The sequence below is a fragment of the Nocardia higoensis NBRC 100133 genome, assembly GCF_000308595.1.
Lineage (GTDB): Bacteria > Actinomycetota > Actinomycetes > Mycobacteriales > Mycobacteriaceae > Nocardia > Nocardia higoensis.
Genome location: NZ_BAGA01000184.1, coordinates 35,428 through 53,945, shown reverse-complemented (window position 1 = coordinate 53,945; position 18,518 = coordinate 35,428). Strand labels below are relative to the sequence as shown.

Sequence of the window (18,518 nt, the reverse complement as noted above, 5' to 3'; positions counted from 1 at the left end):
GCAAGGGACGGAAAGATCAGGGGTGGGTCAGCGAGGAGGCAGCGGCGCGACGATGTCTTCCGGCAGTCGCGCTGGGGTGTCTGCGCCGGGTTCGCCGGGCCGTGGCGGTCGGCAGGAGCAGTCAGGGACGGGGGTGCTGCAGGCGAAGCACCAGCCGCAGTCACGGCAGTAGCGGCTGGTGCGGTAGGCGTCGAAACGCCGGCAGTATCCGCACAGGTATCGGTACTTTTCCGGCCAGCGCCGCGTCGGCGGGAGGTAGCTGGTGTTGGAGTACCAGACCCCGTCATCCCAGGTGCCGGCGTGCTCACCGAAGAGGTACGCCTGCTGCTGATAGGCAGGATCGACGGTCAGGATCACCAGCTTGCTGCGGCCCAGCCACTGCGACAGTCCGCGTGCCCCGCGTCGGGTGTCGATCGACCCGAACGGAGAACCAGGCAGATAGTCCTCGGCGGCGATCCGGGTGTCCGAGCGCGGATCGTAGGCCCGGGGATGCACCCGTTTGGGCAGAGTCCCGTTGTGCGCCAACACTGTTCGCCTGTCATCGCCGAGCGGGAAGGGGTGACAATTGCCGAGCTCACGGGTTCCTTTGGTGGCGTAACGGGAATGGAACAGCGCTGCGCCGTGGCGGTGACGTGCCCGCACGGTGAGGAACTCCTCGATCACCGGCTCGGCGGCCATGCCGTGGCCGACGATGACCTCGTCGTCGGTGACGACGGCGTAGCCGTGCCCGTGCGGGTTCACCGCCGCGCCATAGGACAAGGCGACCGGATCCGGGACGACGGTGGGTGGGTAGTAGGTCAGCAGGCACATGCCAGGTCCTCCATCTCCGCGACCAGCGGCCGATAGGCGGGTTGCGCGGCGGCCCAGGCAGCGAACTGCGTCCATTCCCAGGCTCCGGCACGCACGTCGGTGACCAGCAGGTTGCGGGTGTAGTGGATCGAGGCGGCGGTGAAGGCCAGCGCCGCTTGCACGCACTGCACGTCCAAGGAGCTGGCGAACACGCGCAGCTCGAGGGTGTGACGGGGGTAGGGGTTGATCGCCTGATACCGGTCCAGCCCGAGCGCGTGCTGGTGGCTCTTGGCGGTATCGCGAGCCTTCGCCCGGGCGAGCACGTCGAACGGCGCGTAATGCGACCGCCGCCGCGCCAACCGGGAGACCGCGGATTCGTTGCGGTACAACAGCTTCAACCAGCGATAGATGTGCGCAGGGGAGACGAACCCGGTGCGGCTGGCATGCACATGCAACCCGACCGTGGAGTCGGTCTCACACCCGCGCTCGGCCAGCGCTTCCAGCAGCGACCACGGGAAACGCTCGATCGCGTACCCGTAAGACATCGGATGGGTGACCAGCTCGAACCCGGTGGGCCGAATCGAGGAATCCTGCTTCAAATAGCCCAGACCACCCAGTTCTTCGGCCGCGAGGGCGACGCACTCGGTGTAGGAATGCTCGGGGACAATGATCTCGAGCTCCAGCCCCAGGAACAGCGGCCCTTCGCCGTGGAATTGGGGATCGGGCTTGTAGCTGTAGTTCCACACCCGATCCGGGCGCGCGCATGAATCACATCCCCGGCCCGCACGCACCAGCGTGCCGCAGGCCGTGCAGGATTCGAACCCGCTCACGCATCGTCGGCACACCCGCTGGCCGCCGGAGAGATAGCGGCTGGCGTCGCTGTAGCGCGCGCAACTGAAGCAACGATCGAAGAACACCATCGCGCACCGGGCACACACGAACTCGCCGGTGTCGGTGCGCAACGACGGGTCGGTCAACGCCCGGCACGACACACACCCCACCAGCCCCGCCGCGCACGACCGGCACAGTCGCTGATCCTCCGAGGTGGTGATCGGTTCGCGCGTGAATCCGCGGCACCGATCACAGCGCGGCACCTCGGACACGCAGGTCTGGCACAGCCACTGATCAGGGATTTCGTCGAGCATGTAAAAGTCGCCGGCGCGGGCGCGGCGACACAGCGCGCACGCCGGATTCGCCGCGAGAACGGGATGAGGCATGACAGCACCTTCCGGAAATGAAAGAACGCCGACCCGGAGCAGGACTCCGGGCCGGCGTTCGAGGGGCGAGGGAAAAGCAGGACAAGGTAGCGGGAGTAGCAATCAAGGGGCGGTGCTCAGGTATCGAGCTGCGGTAAGATCGTCGGAGGAGGATCGAGCGGGCTGGCCGAACGCCCTTTGGAGGTCAGCTATGACTTCACGACGCCCGCCACGCACATCACGACCACGAGCCGGTCGATCACCAGAACTCCTTCAACGACTGGAACGGTCACGAACGCGCGTGCGCCAGCGCCGTGAACAGATGCGTGAGCGAGAACGTGCCACCACGGCCGCAGTGCGGCGCTATCTCGCTGCGTGGCAATCGATCACCCTGTGCGAGACCGAACGCGATGACAAGATCGCGGAACTACGCCGCCAAATCGGCGTCGTCGAAAACGCGGCTGATGCGCGCATCGTGCAGCTACGCGCAGAGCAAGCCGCCGCGGCTAGAACGATTCGAGACCAACCCGGCCACACCGATGACGACGTCGCCAACCTGCTCGAAATCACCCCCAAGCAGGTCCGCCAACTCCTCGCCCTCGCGCGGGCCGAACAGCCGCAGCCCTCGGCAGCGCACCCTCGAGCGGCGATCGCAGTATCCGATTCTGAAGCCCCGTCCGGCGACCCGGGAGTACCCCTGCAGAGCGGCGATCGATCCGCACGCACGAACGGCGGCGGCGGAGGAGGAGAAGAAGGTTCACTCGTTCCCGGCGGGTCCGCTGGCAGCTCGCCCGACTACCTCGGCGAGGGTGGAAGATCGGCGGGCACCGCCAGAGACAATTCGGTTCGCCACGGGTAGACACCGGGCTGGTCTTCCACGGACTGCACCAACGCCATATCCGGGTTGCCATCGACACCGATCTCGAGTACCCGGAACACGCTGACACCGCCAGCGACGACCTTGATCAACGACCCGACCTCGAAATTCACCCGTTGAACACTAGCTGATCACACCGGACGGTATGTATTTGCTGTAAGTGAGCTGCAGGTATCGCGGCGGCGGCGACGGGCGATACTCGGCCGGCCATGGGCCTGAAGTCCACGTGGGACATACCCGCTGATCAGCGTGAGTGGTCCAACGGAGAAACGAGGAGATCAGTACGCGGCGTAGCCACCGGCCTGCCACACATGCCGCCGAAAGTGCTGAGGCGCAAGCGCCTGACGGGCAGGGATACCCGGAGCGGGCGAGTGCGGCCAGAATCCGGAGCCGCATCGATGGCAATAGAACCCGGCCTGCCACACCGGGCGCGCACGACCGCGGCCACGAGCGATCCGACGATTGATGCGACGTCGACCGCTGGCTACGGCCAAGGTCAGCAGTCCGGGGGAGGCGAGCGCACCTACGAAGAACAGTGCAACGACTACCGCTGCCCAGCGAGGAACATCAGGGTCCTCCATGACCACGGACCCGATCGACGGTGGCAATGCCAGCACTGCCGGAATCATCAACAGCCAGCCCATCCGAGTCAACCGACTCGTCGCACGCATGGCCGGAGAGAGGGCGAAGCTGGCCGCCAGGGAGGACGTGTGCGTGCGGTCAACGGTCATGGTCCCGACGACCGGCATGAACCCAGCCGACGAAAAAGTAACGCCCGAGTACGAGCCCGTCGCGAGAGAAGTCGAGGTGCCACCGGCGCATAATGCGGGGACACTCTGGACGCAGTCGAGCAGACCACAACCGGGGCAGCTGATGTTGATGTTCACGCTGGGATCCACCTCCCAAAGCCGCTCTTGCGGTGTGCTTGTGGTGCTGGTGCGTGCAGAGAACTCTGCACGCTATCCAACACCCTCGCCAACGCGCTGTCGAGCGGGTTTTGGTACCTGGTCAGGATTTGAGTGATCAACTTAACTCGCGGCGGCCATGCGGCACGCTACGAAGGCGCATCGAGGGGCGTACATCGAACAGACGGTTGCTGTAGCTGTTCTCTGCAGCCGGCTGGCCGGTCGTGGAGCCCGCGGTGTGGGCACTCGGGTTCCTCATCGTGCCCGTGCCGTCACTCACAAATGGCAGACCGAGCAGCCTGCTTCGTCATCGTCTTCATCGAGCGCGTCGTTGAGCACTTCGAGGAGGGGGCGGTTGGGTTTGATTCTCCGGGCGGCGCGTTCTAGAGCTGCTTGGTGTTTGGCCTCGATTTCGTCTTTGCGGTCGATGAGCTCTGGTAGCGACTCGCCTTGGGACCACGTGTAGTTGCGGCCCTTCATGGCGGTGTGGCGGTATCGGACTTTTTCTTCGTATTCGACTGCTCGGTCGAATAGCTCAGGGTGTCGTTCCTTGAGGCCTACCCACTCGTGCTTGCGCTGGAAGAAGCAGAAGTAGCAGCCGGAGCGGGTGCGCCATTCGTAGTATGCGGGCAGGCCGATGCCGGCCTCGTCGAGGATGCGCATCACTCCGTCTTTGTCGATGTCGTCCTCGCGGAAGGGGAAGACTGCCTCGATGTTCGGTTTGGTGCTGACGTAGCCGAGTCGGTTCTCGTCGGCTCGGATCGCGACGTAGGAGATGACTCTGTCTTCGCCGACCCATTCCTCCAGCGGCTTGATCTTGAGGTTCTTGGTGCACCAGCGCATCTGGGGGCTGGGAAGAGTTCCCTGGTAGACCTGCATCCAGTGGTCGAAGTCGCGATCGGCGTTGAGGCGAACGATGGATTTGCCCAGCGCGGCTTCGAGGCGGTTGAGGTACTCATAGGTTTCGGGCAGTTCGGCGCCGGTGTCGCAGAAGAAGTACTCCATCTCAGGGACGCGGTCGCGCATATAGACGGCGAGCGCCGAGGAGTCCTTGCCGCCGGAGATGCCGAGTACGTGCCTGACCTTCCGGGTGTTCTCTGTGTCGGTCATTCCCCTCCCTTTCGTTCGCTTGCGGCGGTGGCGACGTCGGCAACGCGCTGTGCCAGGGCGGCGAGCAGGATGCGTGCTCCGTCCGGGCCGAGCAGCTTCTCGGCCTGTTGCACGGCGTCAGCGGCCAAATTGTGTGCATCGTTGCGAACCTGCGCTGGTATGTAGATCAGGGTGCGCTGCTCGACGCCGCTGCTGTCGGTCAAGGTCAACAACTGTGCGTCGAGCTTTTCTTCCCGACCGTCCTGCTCCTGACCGGCATGATGGAGATGCCCAACGCGGTCGAGTGCCGAGGCCATGGCCCGGGCCTTCTGTGGAAAGGCTTCGGCCTCGCGGTCGTCCCAGTCGCCGAGTGCAGAGTTGGTCAGCCGGACGACGATCGGATCGAGCCAGTCGTCATCCTCGAGGCTTTCGCTGAGAGCGAAGTCGACAAAGCCTCGCAGTTCCGAGGTCAGGGGGGCGTCACTGAATCCCCGGAGCCGGGCAGCGAGCTCAGAGCGAAGAGTCGGTAGCGTCGCGGGCAGCCGAAACTCCTCAGCCAGAGAACTCACGACATCGGTCCGCAGTCGGCTGTTGATAGCGACAAGCTCATCGGCTGCTGCCGTGAGACGGTCCACATACGTTTTCGCAGCCTCGGCGTTCACTCGCGCGTCAACGGCGATTTCGGACAGCCCCAACGCCTTGGGCAGAGCGCTGAAGATCAGATCGTCGGGATCGAGCGCCTTGGCGATGGTTGCACGCACAGCTTGAGCATCTGCCGAGATGTTCTTGGTTGTCCGGCCGTACTTACTGAGGCCGGCTACCCGCGAGATCAAGGCCCGGGCGACAGGAAGAATATCGGGGTTGCGCACGGCCTTAGAACGTGTGGCTTCGACGCCGAGTGAGGTCGCCAGCTTTTTAAGGACACTACCGCGCTGTCCCTTTCCAGCCGGAGTGCACTTGATCGAGAAGCGCGCCGGGGCTTTGACGAGACGTTCAACCACCTCAGGAGCAAGCCGCGGAAGGTAGGTGCCCTCCTCGAACAGGGCGACATCGTGCTGACGAATGATCAGTGCCGGAATCAGAAAGACCGGAACGACGCCAGCTTTCAGCCCGAATGGCGGACTCATCAATACGCGGATGGTCTGCTCGAGGTTGGTTTGTTTGGTGGCTGCTGTCAGAGTTTCGTTCAGTGCATTCCAGGCCGGCTGGGCGTGTTCGTGTCCTTGGCCTGGGGGTGAGAAACCGTAGGGGAGGAGACTGTCGTGCTGGGTTTCGGCTTGCGTCACGCCGTTTTCACGATGCAGGCCCAGGTAGGCGAGCACACCGCTGTACATCGCACGTTCGGCGCGGTATCCGTCGTTGAAGCCCAGATTCTTCTGCGCGGACGCAGAGAGCATGGCCGCGAGCAGTACGCCGCGGGCCTGGGCAGCTTGACTGGTCAGGACATGACGGCCGAGCATCTCGTTGCGGATATGCGGCGTATGCGGATATACAGCCTCGCAGGCCAAGGAAACCAGCCCATTGAGACTGCGCGCGACCAGACCGGAGGCGGCAGGCTCTTCGGCGGGTGCGATTCCGCTGTGCCACAAACACCACGTTGCCTGAGAGGAAGGCGGATAGAACGCCTCTTGAACGAGTTCGAGTAGTTCGGCTTCGGCCTGCACGATTCGTTCGGTGATCTCGCGCCGGGCAACATGGTCGAGATCGTGCTCGTTGCTGAGCTCTTTCAGCGCGACCAGATATGTCGCTGTTGCCACTACCGTTTTCGGGTCAGGGGTGGTACCTACGAGCACCGGCAGGGAGGAGTCGACGGTCGGTCGGTCGGCATCGGTACCGAGGTGGAAGATGAGGAGACCATCGGCGGGCTCTCTCAGATTGTCGGGCGCGGTGACACGGTTGGTCTCCGGTCCGCTGACCGCGGAATAGAATACGCGCATCATCCCGGTGACCTGGCTATGGCGTCCTGCGACAAATGCTTGTGGGACGAAGTTGCCGAGACGGCGAATCACTGACGCCTCGTCGAGGTGGGCGACGATCTCTTTGAGCCGCCCATCGATATCTACGTCGGTGCCCTGCCACACGCGGTACTCGCCGCTGAATTCGCGATGGACGAGGAGACCTCGCCCGACGAGGTCCGCGAGTCGCTCTTGGAGAGCAAGGAAGGCGTCCGGGTCGGCCACCTCGGTCGGGTTGTGGAGGGCGAAGTGGATCATCGGGGCGGTTGCGCTGAGGACTCCGTCGGAGTCGATCAGGTTGAGGACTCCGACGGTTTTGACGATGTCCTGGTCAGCCTCCGGAAGGCCGTTCGCTTCGCGAATGCGCATATCAACTTCGATCCACCTGGTCGCGTTGACCGAGGCGAGAAGTGTCGTGCGACCGGAGTTCAGGAAGTAGTCGTAGAGCTGTGGCAGCTGCACCGTACTGGCGGTGTCGGGCTTCTGCTTGGAGTAACGCGCCAGCGTGTATCGGACGGTGTTGGGCTCGCCACTGTTGAGGAATCCCGTGAGGCTGCGGTCGTGCTGTCCGATCTGCGCGGCCAGGATCGGCGCGGCGAGGGCGGTGAGAGGGTGCAGCGGGTACAGGTCCGCGAAATGCTCGGGCCCGAGATCAGCGAGGACGCCGAGGCCGTGCTGAGTCCAGATATCTGCGGATGCCTCCGCTGCCTTGGCGATCAAGGCGTGACCGGACCGGCCGACGTTCGAATGGTCGAGAGCACGGCGCAGAAGCTGCAGGGAGTCCCCGTGGTGTGGGACGAACGTGATGTCTTCGAAGCGGCCCTGGATCTTGGCCCATTCCCGGGTCATGAGCTCGCTCGACCGTGAGGCGTAGTCCATGAACGACAAGTGCTGCAAGGTCATCAAGTAGACAGGCAGACCTTTGGCGCCAGCGGCCTTCTCGGCGAGTTCTTGTAGCAGGAAAAGGTCGTGCTGGGCACCGGTGAACTCGTTGTGGCCGGCGAGGTGTTCCAGCGTCTTGCCGAACTCGTCGATGATGAGAAGAAGGGGCTGTCCATCGGCGGTCAGCAGAGTGACCGCTTCAAGGATTTCCTTGGAGCCTGCGGTATCCGGGTCAGCGCACCCATTGAGTGCCACCGCGACCGGTTTGGGTATGCGCTTGCCCCAGCGCCGCTCCGCGGCGGTGTGCAAGGCGCGACCGAGAGTCGCCACCAGAGGTTCACGCCGAGCGGTGGCTACACCGCCGAGAAAACCCTTTGCTGTCAAGGCGTCGCGCGCCGTGCCGAGCCGCTGCGCGAGTGCAGGGCTGGCCTCGATGAGTATGCGCTCGGCTTCTTTGCGTCGCTCGAGGTCTTGGCCCAACAGCGCGTCGACGAAGTTGGACAAAGTGGATTTTCCGGACCCGTACGGCCCAGTAAAAGACCATGCCCTGGTACGTCGACTGTCGGCTAATGCACTGGCGACCCTCTCGATGACGTCGACGGCTTGAGCGCCGACGTAGGGGTCGTGCAGAGAGTCCCGGATGTCGCGTTCCAGATTGGTCGAGCGCATGTGCGAGCCGACAAGCTCGATGCCCGCAGGGAACTGTGGCGTAGAACTGGTCACGCTCATCTGGGGGCGCGTGGGCGATGCGGTGGTCACGCGGTCTCCTCGAAGAGCAGTTCGGTGTTGTCGGAAGCGGTGGTGGCCGTGCGTTCCCTGTGCTCAGCTTCGGTCAGTTGGGGGAATCGTGCGGTCCATTCGGCACGGCTGGGAAACCCCGGGCGGCGTGTGACTCCGCCGTATTGTTCGTCCAAAACTTCCCACGCCAAGTCGAGGGGATCATCGGCGAAGGTGAGGCTGCGTTGACCAACGGTTTCGGTGAGGTTGAGCTGCCTATGGTTTGCGGTGACCTTCTTCAGGGCATTGACGATTTCGTTCTCCCGGACGCGGAACGCGCGCCCAGGAGAGCCGGGTTCGTTCGCGAGTCGGGCTACCGAGATCGAATTGGCCTGACGGGTGAACGTAGCTGCATAATCAAGACAGGCGTAGGCCAAAACAGGTGCTGGCAGGGTGGTGCGGTGCCCGCTGGTGAACTGCCACTCGGGTTTCCCGCGTGTCCCGACGAACGTGAGGAGATCGAGATCCCGGAAGGGGCATGCCAGCAGATCCTCGTAATTGCCGGGGGATCCTGCCTTCTCCGGAGCGGTGCGAGCGTACATCTTGGTCAGGCAGTCGATGTCACGGACGATCGAGGCTTCGACAGGACTCTCTTTGTAGGAGAAGTTGACATGCCGGACAACGACCTGCGTCAGGTCTGCCACCGTGAACCGTGAGAACGGAGCAAGGTGGAAGGCGGTGTACCAGGTCGGTGCGTGACTCTTGGCCCCGGGGCGAGACGACACCAGCCACCAGTGCAGCAGCCACAGACTGCCGTGCTCCTCCAGATACGGGTCGGCGCCGTCCTCGTCGAGGAGCCAGCGCGCCTCCCACGTCGGGTAGGAGAACTTCGAACGGGCGCCGGGAGCCGGGTAGTGCTCCCGAGTTAGCTTGAAAGCGCGCGACCAATACCGCATCGCATAGACCATGTTCTTGCCCACACCGAACAACACGGGTGCGTCCTCGGCGAGGAATGCGCTTGGGTCATCTCTGACCTGCATGTACGACTTGTGTAACCAGCCGAAGCGCGGCGCGAAGGTTTCATGGCGCGCGAAGGCGAAATGGGCAGCGTCCGCAAGTCGACCGTCCGACATCCGAACCTCTCTGTAGTCCAATGGTAGTGCTCTGAAAATTGGTGCGGCCGTCGCGCGATCCGAAAGTCGGACTATTCCATCGCGATCCGGACCCGCGTGACGGCCTGCGTGACGGCCTGTGCTGCATGCTCGATCTCTGCACTGGTGGTGGCGTGCCCCAGCGAGAAGCGGATGGTGCAATCAGCGTCTTGTCGGGACAGCCCCATCGCTAGCAAGACATGGCTGGGAGTCGGGGCGCCGGAGGCGCAGGCGCTGCCGTCTGAGGCGGCGACATCTGGCATGGCGGCCAAAACGGCGTCAGCGGGAACACCTGGAAAAGTGATGTTTGTTACTCCGGGGAGGCGTTGGTCGAGCCGACCGTTGATTCGGCACCCGGGAACGTTACGGATCAGTTGGCCCTCGAGTCGGTCCCGCAGGACGGCGGTCCGCGCCGCCTCTTGTTCCATGCCGATGCGAGCCGCCTCGGCGGCAGCGCCCAGTCCCGCTATCCCTGCAACGTTGAGAGTGCCCGGCCGCCAGCCCCGTTCCTGTCCTCCGCCGCGGAGCAGCGGACGATAGGGCACGGACGCTCCGCGGCGGGCATAGAGGGCGCCGACGCCTTGCGGGCCGCCGAACTTGTGAGCAGACAGCGACAGGAAGTCCACATCGAGTTCGGCGACATCAACGGGGAGTCGCCCGATGACCTGCGTGGCGTCAGTATGAACAATGGCACCGGCCTCATGGGCGGACTTGGCGGCGATCCGGATATCGGTGAGAACGCCGGTCTCGTTATTCGCGGACATCAATGACACCGTGCCGCCGGAGCCTGCGGCGAGGACCTGATCGAGAGCGCTGAGATCCACCAGGCCGTCCGTGGCGACTGGCAGTAGCACGAGGTCGTTCGGGTGGTCGATGGTCAGAGTCCGTGCGGTCTCCAGCACTGCCGGATGCTCCACAGGGCTTGTCACCAGTGGTCTTCCGGGGGTGTAGGAGACCTGGAGGGCCAGATTGTTCGCTTCGGTGGCTCCAGAGGTGAAGATGACCTCACCAGGTGAACAATTGAGGAGCTCCGCTACCTGCTGACGAGCCTTGCTGACCCTCTCGGCAGCACGGCGTCCCGGTTGATGCAGGCTAGACGCGTTCCCAACTGCCTGCATGGCGTCGGTGATTGCGGCGAGCGCCTCAGGACGGAGTGGCGCGGTGGCATTGTAGTCGAGGTAGCACTCATCTACCTCGATTGGTCCGCCCATTGTGGCTACCCCTTTCCGGTCGCTATGTAGATCAATCTACTCCTGGTGAATCCCTCTCTCCGCTGTCGGGGTTCCGCCAGGAGCATAAGGCGATCCTAGTCTCAGGGTGTGACTCTGCGAGGGCGTTGCATGGAGGTCGGGGAGATCTCTATCTCACCGCTAGAGGGCGCCGCCAACGTGACCTGTTGGAGGATCTCATGGGGCTGTCCGTCAGGCTCGAAAAGCGCTCTCTATCTGGCTCATTCGGCTGAGCCACACCCACTGTCGGTGAGCGCTACTAGGATGGCGTGCGCGCTGAGGCGCGCCGCAGGCGCATGGGATGGTGTGCTCGGCGCGCTCGACCAGAGGTGGGAGTTCGATGACGACGGTGGCGTCGGATGGTGTGTGTATGCACTGCTATCCACGAAGGGGGTGGGAGGGTCTGTGACAGTGTGGTCACCGGGCATCTCGTTCAAGAAACTTGTCGAGATGGCGCCGATGCCGTACATCCGGGAGCAGCTTGGGGATCGGCTGTGTGCACTTCTCGATTTGCTCAACGGCGGTGCGGCCGACAGTGATCGACTCCGGGCCGTCGCCTCGATCAACATCGACGTGGAGCGGTTGGTGGCCGACGGTGCCGAGCGCGCTACGCTGCTCGGATTGCTTCCGGAGCCGAAGCAGATCGAACTGGTGCAGAGGCTCGGCGCGCGCGTCGACGGTCAGTCACCGCTGGATTGCCTGCGCGAGCTCGACTGGATAGCGGAGCAGCGGCGCGAGCTCCTTGAGTTCCTAGGACTTGCGGTCGATCGAGCACCCTCTCTTCCTCCGCTGTACAGCGCACGCACCGCGCCGGACTACGCTCTATTCCCGCATCAGCGCCGCGCCGCCGCCCGTGTGAAGGAGCTTCTCTACGACAGCCCGAGACGGGTGGTATTGCACCTGCCTACCGGCGTCGGCAAGACCCGGACGGGCATGAGCCTGATCTGCGATCATCTGCGGAAAAACGAACCGACCGTGGTGGTGTGGCTGGCGCACGGGCGTGAACTTCTGGAGCAGGCCGCCGCCGAGTTCGACAAAGCTTGGAAAAATCTCGGGGATCGACCTCTGTCCGCAGTCCGTCTGTGGGGGACGACCCCGACGACTCTGGACGACCTCACCGACGGCCTTGTGGTCCTCGGCTTGGAGAAGGCCGTATCCGCCGCCAAAACCGACCCTGCATTCCTGACCACCCTGGCAGCCCGCAGCACGCTGACGGTATTCGATGAGGCACATCAGATCATTGCACCGACCTACCAAGCCGTCGTCGATGACCTGACGATCCGCTACGACGCCAGCCTTCTCGGGTTGACCGCCACCCCTGGGCGGACGTGGGCTGATATATCCAAAGATGAGGAGCTCTCCGACTACTTTTCCCGGCAGAAAGTCATGCTGGAGATCGAGGGCTTCACCAACCCGGTCACGGCCCTCATCGAACAGGGATACCTGGCGAGACCACTGATGCGTACCGTGGCCGCCAAAGCAGGAACGCACTTGTCCGCACGTGAGCAGCAGCTGTTGGCGAAGTCGTTCGATATTCCACCTGCCATGTTGGCCGAGCTCGCCCAAGACGAGCAGTGGAACCTCAAGATCATTGAGACGATCACCGACCTACTTCAGCAGCACAATCGGATTCTGGTGTTCGCTGCATCAGTCGAGCACTGCCGACTGATTGCAGCGGTGTTGTCCGCTGCCGGGGTCGATGCAGAATTCGTCACGGGTGAGTCCTCCCCTCGGCACCGGGGGCAGGTCATTTCTCGGTTCAAAGGAGCCGGTCGGCGCCCCATGGTTCTGTGCAACTTCGGCGTCCTGACAACCGGATTCGATGCACCGGCCGCTAGCGCGGCCGTGATAGCCCGGCCCACCAAATCTTTGGTTCTCTACAGCCAGATGGTAGGCCGCGTGATACGTGGACCGAAGGCCGGCGGGACCGCCACTTGCGAAATCGTCACCGTCGTCAACCCGGAACTCCCCGGATTCGGCGATGTGGCAGAAGCATTCACGAACTGGGAAGACGTATGGGAGACAACGTGACCAGCGAAGACGGCAACTACCGGATCGTCAGCCCCACGCTGACCGTTAAAGCCATGCGAGACAGCGGCTACAAGAACACCGCATATGCCCTCGCGGAACTGATCGACAACAGCATCGATGCAAAGGCCGAACTCGTCGAGGTCTTCGCCTGCGAAGCGCCCGTGATGGTCGAGTCGCGCACCAGCTACCGTGTCGAGCGAATCGCGGTTCTCGACAACGGTGAGGGCATGGCCCCTCCGACGCTGCGTCGCGCGCTCAAATATGGAGACGGGCACGGCACCGATCCCACTCGCATCGGCCGCTTCGGCATGGGCCTGCCTAACTCGAGCATGTCACAGTGCACCCGACTTGACGTCTGGTCCTGGACAAACGGGCCGGCCAACGCCATGCACACTTACCTCAGCCTCGAAGAGATAGAGAAAGGCCAGGTCGACGATGTACCCGAACCCACACACCAGCCACTGCCGGACTATTGGCAAGACCTGAGTGAAGGACTCGGCCCCACTGGCACCCTCGTTGTGTGGAGCGAACTAGACAGGGTCAACTGGTACGGCGCTGCCGCCACCTTGCGGAACACCGCCGACCTGATCGGCCGGATATACCGGTACTACATCAATGATGGACGTGTCGACATCCGTCTGGCGCCCGTCCGCGACGGGAAGGTCGTGGACAGCGCCCTCAAGAGGGTAGAACCCAATGACCCGCTCTACCTGATGGCTTCGAATTCTGTTCCGGAGCCGTTTTCGGGCAAACCGATGTTCATGCCGCACTCGATGGGCAACGAAGCCGAGCCAGGTTTCCGCGAGATCCCGGTAACCTACAACGGCAAGAAGTACAACATCACGGTTCGAGCATCGATTGCCCGGCCAGAGGCTCGCCGCGGCGATGTGGATGGACACCCCTGGCCTGCGGGAATCAGTGCCACGGGCGACGCCGGCCGGTTGCCTTGGGGGAAGCACGCTGGCCGCAATATCGGTATCTCGTTGGTGCGTCAGGGGCGCGAACTGGAACTCGACACTTCATGGGCAATCGGATACGAGCCAACGGAGCGGTGGTGGGGCATCGAGATCGAGTTTCCGCCGGAACTTGACTCGGTATTTGGGGTGACGAATAACAAACAGAGCGCCACAGTGTTTTCCTCTTTGGCGCACTTCGATTGGCGGGCCCACGCCGAAGCTGGCGAATCCCCGAAAGAATTCAGACAGCGACTCAAAGACCTCGGAGACCCTCGGCTTCCACTGATCGACCTGGTCGAATACCTGGAAAACAAGCTGCTCAAGAGCATGCGCAACAAGCTGAAGCAGCAAACTGTGGGTAATCGCAAGGGTAATAAGCGCTACAGCGATGACGTCGCATCCAGGGCAACCGACACTGTCAAACGCCGTGGAGCGGAGGGGCACACCGGTAAGACCGATGACCTGGATAAAGATGCTACCGAAGAGAGCAAGCGGCATGAACAGGTCGAGTCCCTCACGAAGACGCACCATCTCGACGAAGATACCGCCAAATCCATGGTCGAAGAGGCCCTCGAACAGGACTCGCGGGCCCGGTGGATCTCCGGTTTCCAGGACACGTCCGCTTTCTTCGGCATCGACCTGATGGCCGGCATGCTTCAGGTGATCTTCAACAAGAGGCACCCGGTCCATGACCAATTGATGGCCGTCCTCGAAGAAGTACCCAAGGATGCCGACGAGTACGATCTGCGCGACCGGCTCAAACAAGCAGCAGAAACCTTCAAGCTCCTCCTCTTTTCCTGGGCTCGCATGGAAGACGAAACCTATCCAGACAAAGAGCGTGAACGGATCGCCGACGCCCGACGAGAGTGGGGCCGATATGCTCGCGACTTCGTAGACGGAGGGGCCGACTAGTGACCGAGTCCGCCCATATTTGGCGGCAGGTCTCAGAACTTATGGCCGGGGCACGTGAGCAGGTCACGCTGGTTGCGCCGTTCATCAAGAGAGACGTCCTGGCCGCTACGCTCGCCGTGGTTCCTGACGTCGTCGATAGCATCAAGTGTGTAACTAGGTGGGTCCCCGAGGAGGTCGCAGCCGGTGTCTCTGACCCCGAGATCATCGAACTCGCTGCGGAGGACAAACGGCTGCATATTGCGCTGTGCCCGCGACTGCATGCGAAACTCTATCTCGCCGACGACCATTGTCTGCTCGGGTCGGCAAACCTAACCGGCAAGGCGACAGGTCTGGCTGCATATTCGAATATCGAAATCCTGGTCGAAATCCCCGCAAACCACTCCGAAGTAGATCGGGTACTCACGGAGATCCAGAGACAAGCTGTCGAGGCATCATCACACATGGCAGAGATGGCTCGAAAGCAAGCGGACCTGCTGAAGAATGAGTCAGTATCTAGCCCTCGGCAGGAATGGTACCCGGTAACACGCCGTCCGCAGGTCGTCTACGGATACTACTGCGGGCGGGTTCGGTACAGTCGATCGGTTGAGGCGGCCATTCTCCGAGATCTTGCGTGCCTCGGCATCCCTCCCGGGCTATCCGAGGAGGAGTTCTCAGCTTGGATTGAGGCTCGGTTGCACGCCATCCCTGTCCTCAAGACGTTGGTGGAAGGCGGCTCCCTCACCAATGTCGAGCTGCAAATTGCACTGCAGGAAACGGTCGGCATGACCGGCGAATTGGCAAAGAGAGCGTCCGAAACGATCGCTGCGTGGTTACGGCACTTCGGCAGCTTCTACACCGATGTCGAGACATGGGAGATCCGGCCGGGAAGAGAACTGGCGTGACGGCGATTTTGCCGTCATAGGAGACAGATTGGGCGGATGAGTGATCGAGCACTCGCCCGCTGGGCGTGTGGGTCCAGCTTCCGCTGTCAGTCACGGGAATCGTAGTCTCGGGGGTACTCGGGAGTCTCTACGGCGAAGCGCTTGCCCATGCCGGAAGAAATACGGGTGCCTTCCCATACGGTCGTCATTCGGTATCGCACTTCGCCGTGCTCCCGTCGGTCGCGAATCCAGACCTGCACAATTCGCTTCCGTGCCCGGGAGATCTGGGACTCTCTCATGTACTGGACTAGGTCGTGGAAATCGTCGAAGTACGGGCCGAACGCATTCCACTGAGTATTGAACTCATTGCGCACCAACAGTCGCAGCGGCAAATGCACAAGGCGAAACTCTTCGGACATTTCATCTCCTCAATTAACAGTGGGGCCAGATGTCGACTGGAGGCCTCGTTTGTCGACCATGCTCTTGACTGATGCAGCTCGAATCTTCTCCTCGAGCACGACACGTTGGGCAGCGCGGAGCACGATGAGGGCGATGGTCACGGCAGCATCGCAATGCCGAGTCCTCGAAAGCGTCCACCTGGTCTCGCTTCTTCATCGGGGACTGGCCGATTGCGCCTGTCGGAACGGTGCTGACTGTCGGCCCGTCGACCCGGCCCTCGATGACCATGGCGTCCGGCGTTGCCGTGCAGGGAGTGGCCGACGCTCTGACCGGGAACGAGCCCGCCGCCCGACTGCTGCACTCGCTTCAGGGCCGAGTTCTCCATTCGAGGTCTCTGAGCGGTTTGGTGGAGTGAGCTTTCAACCGGCCGAATTGGTTACGCCTCCCGGTAGTAGGTGGCTTCGGTGACCTGCGACGATCGACGCCCCTCGGTAACGGCTGGCGAGAACCTCACGTCGGGTGTGGATGTTGTAGCCGGGTTCGGTGGTGGTGACGCGGTCACCACCACTCAAAGGGGGGGCTGGATGACCTGCGACGTTGACGCCGTCACCACCTGGAGGTTAGCTTTGGTCCTGAAATGGCACGAACGGTCGCGAAACGGCTGTTGACCTGCGGTGAGAGCCCCGCACCAGATTGCTGACCTGGCATTTTCTCGCAGTGGAGTCAGGGGTTCGAGTCCCCTTAGCTCCACCAGGGAAAAGGTCCGACATCATGTCGGACCTTTTCTCATTTGACGACACTTCTGACGACAATCACACCTCGGCCGAACGACCCATCCAGCGGGGTGCTGGCCATCGCCACGCTGTACCTCCCCACAGTGGTGTCGGCGTCGCCTGTCGCGTCGAGGGTGTGGGACCGCGAGCACCCGACCACGAATACCGAGTCGGCATTCGCCGAGCTTGCTCTCACTATCGGCTGCGCCCTCGGGCTGTTTGCGTTGCACAAATTCCGACCTTCCTCGCGACCTGGATAAGCACCAGCAGCGGGTGGCTCGTCGACCGGCAGACCCCAGCAGGGCGCCTCGCGGCGCTGGTTCGTGACAGCGGTCGAGAACTCGCTGCGTCGCCTGCAGGTCGGCCATATCGGCCACTACCAGATCCAGCGCGACAACGATGGCCTCGTCCACAGGGGCCAGATCATCGCTGTGCCGTCGTGCGGCTATCTCATTTGTTGGGCGGCGCGGGAATTACCGTCGATGGGGATGGTCTGCCCCGAGATCGAGGTGGCGTGGTCGGAGGCGAGGAAGACCGCGAGTGCGGCGATGTCGTCGGGGTCGACGAACCGCTTGATGGATTGGATGCTCAAAGCATCGGCTGTCACCTCTTCGAGGCTGCGCCCGGTGGATGCGGCGCGTCCGGCGAGGACCTGTCGGATGCGGTCGCCGTCGACGGCGCCGGGGGCGATGGTGTTGACCCGTATTCCGTCGCCGCCGAGCTCGATGGCCAGTGTTTCCGCGAAGCCGATCAATCCGCGTTTGGTGGTCGCGTAGGGGCTGCGTTCTGGGTATCCGAATCGTCCACCGAGTGAGGACATGACGATGATGACACCGGCATCGGATTTCTTCAGATGCGGGATGGACAGTCGCGTGACGTTGAAGGTGCCGGTCAGATTGACCGCGAGGACAGCATCCCACCGGTCGGGGTCCATGTCTTCCACAGAGGTGGTGGGCCCGGCGATGCCGGCATTGTTGATCAGCACGTCGATGCCGCCGAGGTCATCGGCTGCGGTCGCGATGAATGTCTCGACCGCGTGCCGATCCGACACATCGCAGACGGTGCCGTTGATCGACGGGTTCTCGCGGGTGACCTGTTGCAGAGCCTTGTCGTTGATGTCGCAGATGTGCACTCGGTCCCCGTTGGCCGCGAACCGCTGTGCGATTGCGAGTCCGATACCGCCTGCCCCTGCTGTCACCACCACGCGTCGCCCGGTGCCCATGTGTTACTCCTTCGAGTGCAGAGGTCGGAATGGTCTTGTCGGTCAGTTCGGTTCGGCGCGGTGCCAGGTCAGGACCGAGTCGACCGTCGTGCCGCCGGATCGGATCGGTGATGTGGTGCCGAGCGTGAGGGTGGTGCCGTCGAGCGTGACCCGCCGTGGCTGGGTCTGGCCGGTCCAGTTGGGGAACAGGGACACGAACATCGAATGAGTGAGTGTCTGTGCGTCCTCATCGACATGAAACGGCCCCGAGTACGCGATGTAGGAGGATGCCTCCGAGCTGTAATCCTCTGCTGTCCCGTCGAACCAGTCACCCGAAGCGAAGTTCGGGCGGTCGGGTGCGGCCAACTGTGCTGACATGTAGCCGTCCGGTGTGTAGATGATCAGGCCGCGAGGGGTGTGTCCGAGCGGTTCGAACGGATGGGACCCGTCCACGGGAATCTCTCTGTACGACACCAGCTTCCACGAGCCGATCAGCCTGCCGCGCAAATCTGTCGTCATCACTACCTCCGGTGATCGATGGACACTGCTTCGGTTCGAACGCCACCTGTTGCGCGCGCCGTGTCGGCCCGCCTCGT

General features: G+C 62.9%; 14 protein-coding genes. 5 read left to right on the top strand and 9 right to left on the bottom strand.

Translation table 11 applies throughout. The features are described from left to right. Window positions 1-27: 27 nt before the first annotated feature. On the bottom strand, window positions 28-810 hold the full coding sequence (locus ON26_RS30680; protein WP_157172091.1) for a class II glutamine amidotransferase: 783 nt from the start codon (window positions 808-810) through the stop codon (window positions 28-30). Continuing rightward, complete coding sequence (locus ON26_RS34850; RefSeq protein ID WP_245546134.1) at window positions 798-2,006, bottom strand: amidoligase family protein; 1,209 nt, start codon at window positions 2,004-2,006, stop codon at window positions 798-800. Before ON26_RS34850 ends, ON26_RS30680 begins: the two co-directional genes overlap by 13 nt. Window positions 2,007-2,286: 280 nt before the next feature. On the opposite strand from ON26_RS34850, the gene ON26_RS33765 reads away from it, so the two are divergent. Then, window positions 2,287-2,844, top strand: coding sequence for a hypothetical protein (locus tag ON26_RS33765; RefSeq protein WP_157172090.1), 558 nt, complete (start codon window positions 2,287-2,289; stop codon window positions 2,842-2,844). Between the two features lie 597 nt (window positions 2,845-3,441). Continuing rightward, window positions 3,442-3,885: a hypothetical protein gene (locus ON26_RS33760; RefSeq protein WP_157172089.1), complete on the top strand. Its 444-nt coding sequence runs from the start codon at window positions 3,442-3,444 to the stop codon at window positions 3,883-3,885. Between the two features lie 158 nt (window positions 3,886-4,043). Here ON26_RS33760 and ON26_RS30665 read toward each other — a convergent pair whose 3' ends face one another. The 4 genes from ON26_RS30665 to ON26_RS30650 all read right to left on the bottom strand — a co-directional run bounded on the left by ON26_RS30665 (window position 4,044) and on the right by ON26_RS30650 (window position 10,772). Then, window positions 4,044-4,877: a phosphoadenosine phosphosulfate reductase family protein gene (locus ON26_RS30665; protein WP_040801756.1), complete on the bottom strand. Its 834-nt coding sequence runs from the start codon at window positions 4,875-4,877 to the stop codon at window positions 4,044-4,046. Beyond that, window positions 4,874-8,452 carry a P-loop NTPase fold protein gene (locus ON26_RS30660; protein ID WP_040801755.1) on the bottom strand — a complete coding sequence of 1,193 codons (3,579 nt, stop codon included), beginning with the start codon at window positions 8,450-8,452 and terminating at the stop codon, window positions 4,874-4,876. Before ON26_RS30660 ends, ON26_RS30665 begins: the two co-directional genes overlap by 4 nt. Continuing rightward, window positions 8,449-9,543, bottom strand: coding sequence for a DUF4007 family protein (locus ON26_RS30655; RefSeq protein WP_040801859.1), 1,095 nt, complete (start codon window positions 9,541-9,543; stop codon window positions 8,449-8,451). Before ON26_RS30655 ends, ON26_RS30660 begins: the two co-directional genes overlap by 4 nt. 71 nt (window positions 9,544-9,614) lie before the next feature. Then, entirely contained in the window at window positions 9,615-10,772 is a 1,158-nt protein-coding gene (locus ON26_RS30650) for a cysteine desulfurase family protein (RefSeq protein WP_040801752.1), read from the bottom strand. 423 nt (window positions 10,773-11,195) lie between these two features. Here ON26_RS30650 and ON26_RS30645 point away from each other — a divergent pair, with 423 nt between their 5' ends. Genes ON26_RS30645 through ON26_RS30635 form a run of 3 tightly spaced genes read left to right on the top strand, consistent with a single transcriptional unit; the run spans window position 11,196 to window position 15,570 of the window. Next, on the top strand, window positions 11,196-12,821 hold the full coding sequence (locus tag ON26_RS30645) for a DEAD/DEAH box helicase family protein (protein ID WP_218000661.1): 1,626 nt from the start codon (window positions 11,196-11,198) through the stop codon (window positions 12,819-12,821). Then, the gene (locus ON26_RS30640) at window positions 12,818-14,689 is read left to right on the top strand and encodes an ATP-binding protein (protein WP_051027971.1); all 1,872 of its coding nucleotides are present in this window, start codon (window positions 12,818-12,820) and stop codon (window positions 14,687-14,689) included. Before ON26_RS30645 ends, ON26_RS30640 begins: the two co-directional genes overlap by 4 nt. Next, window positions 14,689-15,570 (top strand): phospholipase D family protein, encoded by an 882-nt coding sequence (locus ON26_RS30635; protein ID WP_040801748.1) that lies wholly within the window; start codon window positions 14,689-14,691, stop codon window positions 15,568-15,570. Before ON26_RS30640 ends, ON26_RS30635 begins: the two co-directional genes overlap by 1 nt. Window positions 15,571-15,656: 86 nt before the next feature. Here the strand turns inward: ON26_RS30635 and ON26_RS30630 are convergent, their stop codons facing one another. From ON26_RS30630 to ON26_RS30620, 3 genes are all read right to left on the bottom strand, one after another. Continuing rightward, window positions 15,657-15,968, bottom strand: coding sequence for a hypothetical protein (locus ON26_RS30630; protein WP_040801746.1), 312 nt, complete (start codon window positions 15,966-15,968; stop codon window positions 15,657-15,659). A 1,198-nt stretch (window positions 15,969-17,166) separates the two neighbouring features. Next, window positions 17,167-17,943, bottom strand: coding sequence for an SDR family oxidoreductase (locus ON26_RS30625; protein ID WP_040801744.1), 777 nt, complete (start codon window positions 17,941-17,943; stop codon window positions 17,167-17,169). Between the two features lie 42 nt (window positions 17,944-17,985). Then, the gene (locus tag ON26_RS30620; protein ID WP_040801741.1) at window positions 17,986-18,441 is read right to left on the bottom strand and encodes a lipocalin-like domain-containing protein; all 456 of its coding nucleotides are present in this window, start codon (window positions 18,439-18,441) and stop codon (window positions 17,986-17,988) included. Window positions 18,442-18,518: the final 77 nt, after the last annotated feature.